The following is a 12,028-nucleotide window of genomic DNA, read 5'->3' on the forward strand; positions in this document are numbered from 1 at the left end:
GTTCTCTGCGTCTACCTCTAATCAGCTATGTATTCACTGAAAAGTAATATCCTATAAAAGATATTGGGTTCCCCCATTCGGAAATCTCTGGATCATAGCTTACTTACAGCTCCCCAAAGCATATCGGTGTTAGTCCCGTCCTTCATCGGCTCCTAGTGCCAAGGCATCCACCGTGCGCCCTTATTCACTTAACCTTATCAACCTTACGGTTGGGTCTTGATCACTTCTTCTAGCGATAGAAGGTTAATCAATAAATAAGCAATTGAACTTATTAAAAAACTCATTCAACGCGGTGTTCTCGGTTTGTTTTGATTCTTTTTACTTCAATATCCAGTTTTCAATGAACGAATGTTTTGAGAGTAGACCTCTCAAAACTGAACAAAGTAAAGACGAAATGTGTATTTCCGTAATATTCCTTAGAAAGGAGGTGATCCAGCCGCACCTTCCGATACGGCTACCTTGTTACGACTTCACCCCAATCATCTATCCCACCTTAGGCGGCTGGCTCCAAAAAGGTTACCTCACCGACTTCGGGTGTTACAAACTCTCGTGGTGTGACGGGCGGTGTGTACAAGGCCCGGGAACGTATTCACCGCGGCGTGCTGATCCGCGATTACTAGCGATTCCGGCTTCATGCAGGCGAGTTGCAGCCTGCAATCCGAACTGAGAGAAGCTTTAAGAGATTTGCATGACCTCGCGGTCTAGCGACTCGTTGTACTTCCCATTGTAGCACGTGTGTAGCCCAGGTCATAAGGGGCATGATGATTTGACGTCATCCCCACCTTCCTCCGGTTTGTCACCGGCAGTCTCGCTAGAGTGCCCAACTAAATGATGGCAACTAACAATAAGGGTTGCGCTCGTTGCGGGACTTAACCCAACATCTCACGACACGAGCTGACGACAACCATGCACCACCTGTCACTTTGTCCCCGAAGGGAAAGCTCTATCTCTAGAGTGGTCAAAGGATGTCAAGACCTGGTAAGGTTCTTCGCGTTGCTTCGAATTAAACCACATGCTCCACCGCTTGTGCGGGCCCCCGTCAATTCCTTTGAGTTTCAACCTTGCGGTCGTACTCCCCAGGCGGAGTGCTTAATGCGTTTGCTGCAGCACTGAAGGGCGGAAACCCTCCAACACTTAGCACTCATCGTTTACGGCGTGGACTACCAGGGTATCTAATCCTGTTTGCTCCCCACGCTTTCGAGCCTCAGCGTCAGTTACAGACCAGAGAGCCGCCTTCGCCACTGGTGTTCCTCCATATATCTACGCATTTCACCGCTACACATGGAATTCCACTCTCCTCTTCTGCACTCAAGTCTCCCAGTTTCCAATGACCCTCCCCGGTTGAGCCGGGGGCTTTCACATCAGACTTAAGAAACCGCCTGCGCTCGCTTTACGCCCAATAAATCCGGACAACGCTTGCCACCTACGTATTACCGCGGCTGCTGGCACGTAGTTAGCCGTGGCTTTCTGGTTAGATACCGTCAGGGGACGTTCAGTTACTAACGTCCTTGTTCTTCTCTAACAACAGAGTTTTACGATCCGAAAACCTTCTTCACTCACGCGGCGTTGCTCGGTCAGACTTTCGTCCATTGCCGAAGATTCCCTACTGCTGCCTCCCGTAGGAGTCTGGGCCGTGTCTCAGTCCCAGTGTGGCCGATCACCCTCTCAGGTCGGCTATGCATCGTGGCCTTGGTGAGCCGTTACCTCACCAACTAGCTAATGCACCGCGGGTCCATCCATCAGCGACACCCGAAAGCGCCTTTCACTCTTATGCCATGCGGCATAAACTGTTATGCGGTATTAGCACCTGTTTCCAAGTGTTATCCCCCTCTGATGGGTAGGTTACCCACGTGTTACTCACCCGTCCGCCACTCCTCTTTCCAATTGAGTGCAAGCACTCGGGAGGAAAGAAGCGTTCGACTTGCATGTATTAGGCACGCCGCCAGCGTTCGTCCTGAGCCAGGATCAAACTCTCATAATAAAAGTTAGAACAATCTTGCGATTGTTAAGCTCAATTTGTTTGCTAGCATATTGCTTGCTTGTTAAAAATGTTTGTTGTCTTGAATTGAATCAAGACGCCCTACACATTTGGTTCGTCTATTCTTTGTTCAGTTTTCAAAGGTCTACGTTACCTCGCAGCAACTTTTACATCATAACAAACTTTCGTTTGAATGTCAAGAACTTTTTTAAAAAAGTTTTTTTAAGTTGTTTTGCTCGGTTGTTGTTGTCTGTTGTGACAACTTCTATATCTTATCATCTCGTTTGTTATTTGTCAACAACTTTTTTGTTGTTTTTTCAAACTTTTTTCGAGAGATTTGAAATCAAGAATTGTTATTTAATTATTGATTTCTGAATCGCTCAGCTGTGTGACTCGCCTTGCGACATGTAATAATATACCAAGATTTCAAGCATTGGTCAATCATTATTTTCACTTTTTTTAAACTTTTTTTCAATACCGATTATTATGATTGGTCTAGGTATTTTCGTTCGTTTTTTACCCCCTTTCATCCTTTTTTGGCTATAGTTTATTAACTTTTAGCAAAATCTTCTAAATTTATCGTAATATATCAAGGATTTTGTCCTTTTTAGCAATTATTTGTTAAAATATGGAAAAGAGATTTTTTTATATATGGAGGAAATGAACGCTTATGAAAATTTTAGTTGCAGATGATGATAAAGAAATTGTAGAACTATTGAGTATTTATATTCATAATGAAGGATACGAAGTCGTGAAAGCTTATGATGGAAAAGAAGCATTATCCAAATTGCACACAACACCAGATATCGATTTATTAATCTTGGACATTATGATGCCAATCATGGATGGAATGGAAGTAGTGAAAGAACTTCGAAAAGAATCGCAAATTCCAATTATTATGTTAACAGCAAAAACAACCGATATGGATAAAATCAAAGGCTTAGTTGCTGGTGCAGACGATTATGTCACCAAGCCTTTTAATCCTTTAGAAGTAATGGCTCGGGTGAAGTCTATTTTACGTAGAAGCCAAATGCAATTAACCAAAGAAGAACCCGATGAATTAGAAGTCGGCCCATTAATGATTAATAAGGACTCTCACGAAGTCAAAACAATAGAAGGAAAAGAAATTCAATTAACCGCTCTTGAGTTTGGTATCCTCTATCTATTAGCTAGTCATCCAAATCGTGTGTTTAGTGCGGATGAAATTTTTGAGCGTGTGTGGCAACAAGAAAGTATTGTTTCTGCTAAAACCGTGATGGTTCACGTCAGTCATTTAAGAGATAAGATTGAAGAAGCAACTGGTGGAGAAAAAGTCATTCAAACAGTGTGGGGAGTTGGATATAAGATCGATGCTCGTTAAACCTAAAAAGATTGAAAAACAAAAACGAATTACCTTAACTTCTAAAGAAATCAGCGAGTTATTAGCAGAAGCAATTGTGACAATTGTTTTATTACTACTATTAAATGTCTCAATTATGTTCCTTTTAGGACAACTACTTAGTGAAAACTCGCCCTTAGCTGGTGTCATCTGGGCCACTAAGGATGCGGTCGCTAAAGAATTAAATACTGATTTGTTTTGGAGCTGGAATAAATTTGTCTTACCCATTTTCTTTTTAGTAGATGCAGCTGTTCTCTATTGGCGCTTAATTCGTCGCTACCATCAAATGCAATTGCGTCATATTATCAGTGAGTTACATTACATCGCTGATGGTAATTACAATCACCGCATTCCGTTTGAATTAAGTGGTGATTTAGCAAAAGTCGTGACGAGTATTAACGGTCTGGTGGATAGTACTGTCGCAGCCATTGAAGATGAACGGCGAATTGAAAAATCAAAAGATGAATTAATTACGAATGTCAGTCATGATATTCGGACACCGTTAACTTCTATTATTGGTTATCTGGGATTGATTGAAGATCGTCAATTTCATAGCCAAGAAGATTTACTGAAATATACGCATACCGCTTACGTCAAAGCGAAACAAATGAAATTATTAGTTGATGATCTTTTTGAATATACAAAAGTCCGTCAACCAAGTGTACCGATTCATACGACGACTTTTGATATGGCACAATTAATTGAACAGCTTGCTGCCGATTTTGAATTGGAAGCGAAAAAGATTAATATGCAAATCCAAGTAAAAGCCAATCCAGCTTCTTTAATGATGGAAGGCGATACGGAAAAACTAGTCCGAGTCTTTAACAACCTTCTTTCAAACGCTTTGAAATATGGCAAAGGTGGCCATCATATTGTGATGGAAGTAGACAAAGTCGGCACCGAAGCAATTATCGCTGTTCGCAATGATGGACCAGCTATTCCTAAACATTCTTTAGATCAGTTATTTGATCGCTTCTATCGTGTCGAAGAATCCCGATCACAAGAAACGGGTGGAACTGGTTTAGGTCTGGCTATTGCACAAAGTATTGTCGCTTTACATGGTGGATATATTTATGCGAAGTCTGATCAAAAGTGGACCTCCTTTATTATTCATCTACCCTTACAGCGTACCAACAAGAAATCAGAGAGTTAATTGACATCCCTGAACTTTTTCGGTATTCTATAGAAAAGAGAAAACTAAGAGAAAAAGTATTTATGGCACTGAATTCCAGAGAGTTTGCGGGGGTGCGAGCAAACATTCATCTATAAAGAAGTCCGTCTCTTCCAAGTGTCCAGCGAAATAAGTTGGAACGGTCTGCAGCCGTTATCTGCAAATCAAGGGCAGTAACATTACTGAACTTGGGTGGTACCGCGAGATTTCCAGTCATTTCGTCCCAAGAATATTTATTTTTGGGGTGAGATGGCTTTTTTGTTGTTTTCTACAACAGTTATTATTGATTATGTACTAATTTTAAGGAGGAAAAAATATGTTAGATGTAAAAATGATGCGTCAAAATTTTGACGAAGTAAAAGCAAAGCTACAAACCCGTGGCGTGAAAGAAGAAATCTTAGTGGAATTTCTGCGTTTAGATGAAAGTCGCCGTGATTTATTAGTCAAAGTCGAAGAAATGAAAAAATACCGGAATGATGTGTCTGCTGAAATTGCTCAATTAAAACGAAACAAAGAAGATGCAACGGCCAAAATCGCAGAAATGAAAGAAGTCGGCGGCAATATTAAAGCGTTAGATGCAGAAATTAACGCTATTGACGAAGAGCTACGTGGGATCACAACTACTTTACCGAACTTGCCAGATGATTCTGTGCCTGTTGGTGCTGGTGAAGAAGAAAATGTAGAAGTACGTCGTTGGAGTGAACCAAGAACTTTTGCTTTTGAACCAAAACCACACTGGGAAGTCGCTGAAAACTTAGGCATTCTAGATTTTGAACGTGGTGCCAAAGTAGCTGGTAGCCGTTTTGTTTATTACAAAGGCTTAGGTGCTCGCTTAGAACGTGCGTTATACAACTTCATGTTAGATTTACATGTTTATGAACATGGCTATACAGAAATGATTACGCCTTATATCGTTAATGACACCGCCATGTTCGGAACTGGCCAATTTCCTAAGTTTAAAGAAGATGTCTTCCAATTACAAGATACGGATTTAACGTTAATTCCAACTGCGGAAGTCCCTTTAACCAATTACTACAACAATGAAATTTTAGATGGCAAGGATTTACCGATTTACTTTACGGCCTTGAGCCCTTCTTTCCGTTCTGAAGCTGGTAGCGCTGGTCGTGACACACGTGGGTTAATTCGTTTACACCAATTTAATAAAGTCGAAATGGTTAAATTTAGTGATGCAGAGCATTCTTATGAGGAATTAGAAAAAATGACGAATAATGCCGAAGAAATTCTGCAAAAACTGGGATTACCTTACCGTGTCATGGCTCTTTCAACAGGTGACATGGGCTTCTCAGCTGCGAAAACTTATGACTTGGAAGTTTGGATTCCTGCTCAAGAAACGTACCGTGAAATCAGTTCATGCTCAAACTGTGAAGATTTCCAAGCGCGCCGTGCGATGATTCGTTACCGTGATGAAAATGATAAAGTCCAATATGCGCATACACTCAACGGTTCTGGTTTAGCCGTAGGACGGACAGTCGCTGCTATTTTAGAAAACTACCAAAACGAAGATGGCTCTGTGACTGTACCAGAAGTCCTAGTTCCTTACATGGGTAACCTAACAGTTATTAAATAAAGGGAAGATGAAGGTCGTTGTCTGATATCAGATAACGGCTTTTATTCTATAGGAAAAGGAGCCTGTAACAAAAATCCAAAGTGATTTTTGTTACAGGCTTAAAAATTGATAAACGGCGGAAACAGAAGCAACTCCTTCATTCTACAGAAAAAGAGGCAGACGTCGAAATGACGTCTGCCTCTTTTAAATTTTAAAAAAATCAGCTTTTATTTTATTGAACAGAATAGTTTGGTGCTTCTTTTGTGATTTGAACGTCATGTGGATGTGATTCTTTCAATCCGTTACCACTCATTTGAACAAATTGTGCTTCTTCACGCAACGCTTTCAGGTCCGCTGCACCGACGTAACCCATCCCTGATTTCAAGCCACCGATTAATTGGAAGACAATATCAGAAACGCTTCCTTTGTAGGCAACACGTCCTTCAATTCCTTCTGGTACTAATTTGTTTGCTTCATTGACACTTCCTTGGAAGTAGCGATCACTTGATCCTTTTTCCATTGCGCCCAATGAGCCCATGCCACGGTAAGTTTTGAAACGACGGCCTTGATAAATTTCAAATTCGCCTGGAGATTCATCAGTACCAGCTAACATACTTCCTAGCATTACAGCGTGTCCACCAGCAGCTAAGGCTTTCACGATATCACCAGAATATTTAATACCGCCATCAGCGATAATTGCTTTACCATATTCTCTAGCCACAGAAGCAGCATCATAAATCGCTGTTAATTGAGGAACACCAACACCTGCAACGACACGTGTTGTACAAATTGAACCAGGTCCAATACCAACTTTAACAACATCAACGCCGACATCATACAATGCTTTGGTTGCTTCAGCAGTGGCAACATTACCAGCAATTAATGTTGCTTCAGGGAACGTTTCACGAATTTCTTTAATTTTGCGAATAACGCCGGCACTATGGCCATGTGCAGTATCGATAACAATCGCATCCGCACCTGCTTCTAATAATGCTTCCGCACGTTCGAACGTATCACTAGTGACACCGACTGCTGCCGCCACAAGTAAACGACCATGTTCGTCTTTGGCAGCATTTGGGAATTCAATCACTTTTTCAATGTCTTTAATTGTAATTAAGCCACTTAAGCGACCTGCTTCATCAACGATTGGTAATTTTTCGATTTTATGTTTTTGTAAGATTTTTTCTGCATCTTTTAAAGATGTGCCAACTGGCGCAGTGACTAAATGATCTTTTGTCATGACTTCTTCGATTTTGATTTGGTAGTCCGTTACAAAACGCATATCACGGTTTGTAATAATTCCGACTAATTTACGGTTTTCCATTGTTTCTACAATTGGCACACCGCTAATACGGTAACGACTCATTAATTCTTCTGCATCCGCTACTAAGTTTGTTGGTGTTAGAAAGAATGGATCAATGATAACGCCGCTTTCAGAACGTTTGACTTTACGTACTTCGTCTGCTTGTTGGGCGACAGTCATATTTTTATGTACGACACCTAGTCCACCTTGACGAGCCATCGCAATTGCCATATTACTATCTGTAACAGTATCCATACTGGCACTCATCAATGGAATATTTAACTTGATATTTTTAGCTAATTGTACACTCATGTCTACATCATTTGGTAAGACATGGCTTTCTGCAGGGATTAATAGCACATCATCAAATGTAAGACCTTTTTTCGCAAATTTTGTTTCCCAATTTGACATTTTTTTGTCCACTCCTCGACTTAATTTTATATATGAAAATAACAGATAATACTAAGGAAGTCAACTAGATTTGTTTAAATAATCAATGAGGAATAAAGGACAAAACGCCAAAATCGGTTTGTCCTTTATTCAACTCTTCCTAATTAAGGTCCTACTTTCATCGTTGTTCTTTTATCTTGTGTTTCTTTTTTTGTTGTAAAAATCGGCTAAATCCAAAACCGCCGACAGAAAGCAAGGTAATCATTGTCCCTATTTTTTGCACTTTTGTTCTTTGGTAACGGATGTCGACATGTCCTGTACCAGATAAAGAAAGAGCGGCTAAGCCTCCTTGATTGGTTAGGCTCATTTTTTTAGCGCCCGTTTGGTTTTTCATTTGAATCGTGGCTTGATAGCCTAAGTAATAAATAAAAGGAACGGTCACCTTCGCTGATTGCTTCACCACTTGGTAGTCAAATGAAATTTTCCCATAAGGCATTCTAACGTTTGTAATGGTTACTTGTTCTTCCGAATAATCAAGTGGTCGTTTTTTCTGTTTCAATAATTCCTGATAATTGATTTCATCTGGTAAATATTCATGGCCCGCACCGATATAAAAAGGCGCTGGCTGCTCATACTCAGCTTTTGTTAACAGGCTGCCTTGTTGTGACTGAATACTTTGATGTTGATAAATGCCTAAATTGCTGATGGCAATGAAAACCAACAAAGCCACGGTCCAAGATTTACGGAAAACGCCCCATTCGTCTTGTGCAATGAAAAAAGCGAGCATTACAGAAAGAATCCCTAAAAACCGCCAAGGAAACTGAATTGTATTTAAAGGCGTGTGGTTCAGCAAGTGCCAAGGAAAAAGCGTGGTAACCATCAATAAGAGTACCAGCATCAAACCAATAAACCGTTTGTTCTGAATTTTTTTGCTGGCAAGCGAAACCACTGCTACAACAAGCCCCACAAACAAAAGGGTTCCTAGATTCGCTGTTTTCGCGTGAAAAACACTGCTCTTTAAACTATTAATGAAAAGAGAAACAATAGGATAACTTCTTTCGGAAATATAAGTGAGTGGATTGGACGTAACTTTAAACACTTGATTTTTCATTTGTTCAGCAACTGGTAAAAGATAAAAGGCCAGCCAAAGCAGTGTCAGACCTGCAGCCTTCGCTAATGCCCACAGGACCTCCTTTTTAAAAAACTGCTGCCAATAAAACAGAATGTATAACCCAATCCAAATAGAAACCATTTCAATAGAAATAAAGTGAGCCAACCCAATCCCAGTCATCGCCAGCGTTAACAACGGCCAACATTTCGTGGTTCCCTTTCGTAATAAAAACAGGCTCGCTAAGACCAACGGAAAAAAACTTAGCGCCAAAAATTCTCCTAACGCTTGGCGATTAAACAAGTCTTGCATGCGGTAAATAGATAAGCCATACAAAATGGCAAAGAGATAGCTTCTTTTTTTAGAGAGCGCCATTAATCGGCCTGCATAATAAGTAAGACTAAATGTTGCCAAGTTTACCGCAAACACAAAAATCGCCATACTAGCGACAAAGGAAAGCCCCAGAACACGCAAAAGCGCAGGCAAATAAAGATACGCATCTGGATAAAACAAACTAGAGGCATAGCCATAGCCTCCCAAGAAAAAATAATTGATTTTAGGAAACCAGTCGTTGTTTTTAATTGCTAATGCGAGACCTTCCACCCGATTTTGATGAAAGCGGAAATCACTTGCTCGTAAAAAATTCTCTTGAAAATAGACAAAATAAAGAGAAAGTCCACTTAATAAGAGAAAACTAATAAAAATGAGTAGCCGCTCGTGTTGACGGCACCAAGACTTCACTTGTTGTCCCATAAGAGGCTCCTTTCTTTAGCAAACTTCTGAAAACAGAAGCCTGGGACACTAGTTTTTTCGACTAATCCCCCAGGCTTTAACTGTTAAAACGCTCTATTGAGAGAGCGACTTTGCTTGTTGCAGTTTCTGCGTCAGCCGAGCGCATTCACAATTGAGCGCGCGCCGTTTATTGACGTGTCATGAAACTACCTTGAATATTGTATTTTTTCTTGAAGAAATAGCGTGCTACAAAGGCTAACGCACCGATTACTAAAGCAATCATCGGATCTAAAATGGGATTGATCACTGGTGGCAGCATCGCTGAACCAGCGAAAACTGCAATCCACAAGAACATCCCACCAAATAGAATGGCGGTCGTTTTTAACCAACCAGGACGTTTGCTTTTGTCGCCACCTTGACGATCAAAACGGTAAACATATTTGTGCATTAGATAGAAAACATAACCCCCAGCCATCGCACCTAAGATATATGTGGTTAATCCGAGAGGCTGTGCGGTTCCTTTTGAAAATAGAGACATCGCCGCTAACATGATTGTTAATAAACCAAGCAATAGTAAGGTATTGTCGAGCCAAATCATCCAGCCCGCTGGTTCTTTGACTTCTGCTGGTTTATTTAAAATTGCTTCCGTCCGTTCTGAAACAGTGCCAAATAACTGACGGGCTGTTTTGCCTGTTTTTTGACCGGCTACTAATTCTGGCAAAATACCGTGTAGAGCCAATGCTAGCTCTTCTTCAGATAAATTAGCCGCTTTTAATGATTTTTTTAAGTCAAAAATGTATTGTTCATTTCTTTTAGTCAAATTCTGTTCTAATTGACGATTCTCAGCCACGATTGCTCGTAATGCTTCTGCTTCCATAGTTGTATCCTCCTCACCCTCATGTAGAGGGAACCTCTTTCTAAACGGCTGAATGGCCTTAAATATGTGGGCTTAGCCCAAAACAAATTGCTTGTTGGGCATGGGTCTTTTCTTAAACGTTAAAACGGAACAACATAACATCGCCATCTTGAACGACGTAGTCTTTTCCTTCTAAACGAACACGGCCCGCTTCTTTGGCAGCTTGCATATTGCCATATTTATCTAGGTCTTCATAAGAAACAGTTTCCGCACGAATGAAGCCTCGTTCAAAATCACTGTGGATAATCCCAGCTGCTTGAGGTGCCTTGATTCCCTTACGGAACGTCCACGCACGAACTTCTTGTTCACCAGCTGTAAAGTAGGTAGCTAAGCCTAACAAATCGTAAGCCGCACGAATCAATTGATCTAAGCCAGATTGTTCAATACCCATTGCTTCTAAAAATTCAGCCTTGTCTTCTTCAGAATCCAATTCAGCAATTTCTTCTTCTGCTCGCGCACTAACCACGATTACTTCCGCATTTTCACTGGTTGCAAAATTACGAACTTGTTGTACATACTCGTTGTTGTCTGGATCCGCCACTTCATCTTCTGAAACATTTGCTACATAAAGGACCGGCTTTGTGGTTAATAAGAAAAGAGATTTAACAATTTTCTCTTCTTCTGGCGTAAATTCAATCGTACGAGCAGATAAACCTTCTTCTAAAACTGGTTTAATTTTGTCTAAAACAGCTAATTCTTCCACCGCTTCTTTATCTTTTGCTTTCGCCATTTTAGCCACGCGAGTATAGCGCTTATTGATTGAATCTAAATCTGCTAAAATTAGCTCTAAATTAATTGTATCAATGTCTGCTAAAGGATCAACGAAATCCGCATCCCGATTTTGTTCACGCATGATATTTTCGTCATCAAAACAACGAACCACGTGACAGATCGCATCTACTTGGCGAATGTGACTTAAAAACTGATTTCCCAGCCCTTCTCCTTTGCTGGCACCTTTAACAATTCCAGCGATGTCTGTAAATTCAAACGTTGTGGGAACTGTTTTTTTCGGTTTTACTAGTTCTGTCAAGCGTTGTAAACGGGCATCTGGTACTTCAACCATGCCGACGTTCGGATCAATCGTTGCAAAGGGATAATTTGCAGCTTCTGCTCCTGCTTTTGTAATTGCGTTAAATAGGGTCGATTTACCAACGTTTGGTAAGCCGACAATTCCAGCTGTTAGTGCCATTTGTTTTCCACTCTTTCTCTCAGTCTATTCTCTTTTCTATTAGAGGCATCAAAGCATTAGTCTGCTTTTTTCTCGATTACTTTTTTTAATTTTTTAGTAAAATCACGACGCGGCATCATGACAATATGCCCGCAATTCGTGCACTTGATTTTGATATCAGCGCCCATGCGAATGATTTGCCAACGATTTGCTTGGCAAGCATGCGGCTTTTTCATTTCGACAATATCGCCTAAATCATACATGTTCCAAGCCTTCTTTCTTCTCTTACTTATATAAAAATACCATGATTACAATAC

Annotated in this window: 8 protein-coding genes, 2 rRNA genes and 1 other annotated feature (1 of these 11 cut by a window edge); of the genes, 3 read left to right on the forward strand and 7 right to left on the reverse strand. The window is 40.6% G+C overall.

Annotated elements, in window-relative coordinates:
- Positions 1–194 (reverse strand): 23S ribosomal RNA (locus tag IGJ52_RS13275) (it extends 2,719 nt beyond the left edge of the window).
- A gap of 226 nt (positions 195–420) precedes the next feature.
- Positions 421–1,981: ribosomal RNA gene (locus tag IGJ52_RS13280) — 16S ribosomal RNA — on the reverse strand.
- Together the 16S and 23S rRNA genes form the textbook arrangement of a ribosomal RNA operon.
- Before the next feature lie 667 nt (positions 1,982–2,648).
- Here IGJ52_RS13280 and IGJ52_RS13285 point away from each other — a divergent pair.
- The 3 genes from IGJ52_RS13285 to serS all read left to right on the forward strand — a co-directional run bounded on the left by IGJ52_RS13285 (position 2,649) and on the right by serS (position 6,115).
- Entirely contained in the window at positions 2,649–3,338 is a 690-nt protein-coding gene (locus tag IGJ52_RS13285; protein WP_002355963.1) for a response regulator transcription factor, read from the forward strand.
- Entirely contained in the window at positions 3,328–4,509 is a 1,182-nt protein-coding gene (locus tag IGJ52_RS13290) for a sensor histidine kinase (protein WP_002363566.1), read from the forward strand. The genes IGJ52_RS13285 and IGJ52_RS13290 overlap by 11 nt, the downstream gene beginning before the upstream one ends.
- Positions 4,510–4,547: 38 nt before the next feature.
- Positions 4,548–4,756: a binding site (T-box leader), on the forward strand.
- An 87-nt stretch (positions 4,757–4,843) separates the two neighbouring features.
- Positions 4,844–6,115, forward strand: a complete 1,272-nt coding sequence (serS, locus tag IGJ52_RS13295; protein WP_002355965.1) for a serine--tRNA ligase — start codon at positions 4,844–4,846, stop codon at positions 6,113–6,115.
- Between the two features lie 211 nt (positions 6,116–6,326).
- Here the strand turns inward: serS and guaB are convergent, their stop codons facing one another.
- From guaB to IGJ52_RS13320, 5 genes are all read right to left on the reverse strand, one after another.
- Positions 6,327–7,808, reverse strand: coding sequence for an IMP dehydrogenase (guaB, locus tag IGJ52_RS13300; protein WP_002355966.1), 1,482 nt, complete (start codon positions 7,806–7,808; stop codon positions 6,327–6,329).
- 157 nt (positions 7,809–7,965) lie between these two features.
- On the reverse strand, positions 7,966–9,648 hold the full coding sequence (locus tag IGJ52_RS13305; protein ID WP_438792171.1) for a 6-pyruvoyl-tetrahydropterin synthase-related protein: 1,683 nt from the start codon (positions 9,646–9,648) through the stop codon (positions 7,966–7,968).
- Between the two features lie 166 nt (positions 9,649–9,814).
- Positions 9,815–10,504: a DUF1129 domain-containing protein gene (locus IGJ52_RS13310; protein ID WP_002363563.1), complete on the reverse strand. Its 690-nt coding sequence runs from the start codon at positions 10,502–10,504 to the stop codon at positions 9,815–9,817.
- 112 nt (positions 10,505–10,616) lie between these two features.
- Entirely contained in the window at positions 10,617–11,732 is a 1,116-nt protein-coding gene (gene ychF / locus IGJ52_RS13315; protein ID WP_002355971.1) for a redox-regulated ATPase YchF, read from the reverse strand.
- A gap of 56 nt (positions 11,733–11,788) precedes the next feature.
- Positions 11,789–11,974 (reverse strand): DUF951 domain-containing protein, encoded by a 186-nt coding sequence (locus tag IGJ52_RS13320; RefSeq protein ID WP_002355974.1) that lies wholly within the window; start codon positions 11,972–11,974, stop codon positions 11,789–11,791.
- Between the last annotated feature and the right edge of the window lie 54 nt (positions 11,975–12,028).

This window comes from Enterococcus sp. DIV1758 (assembly GCF_051711985.1).
GTDB lineage: Bacteria > Bacillota > Bacilli > Lactobacillales > Enterococcaceae > Enterococcus > Enterococcus faecalis.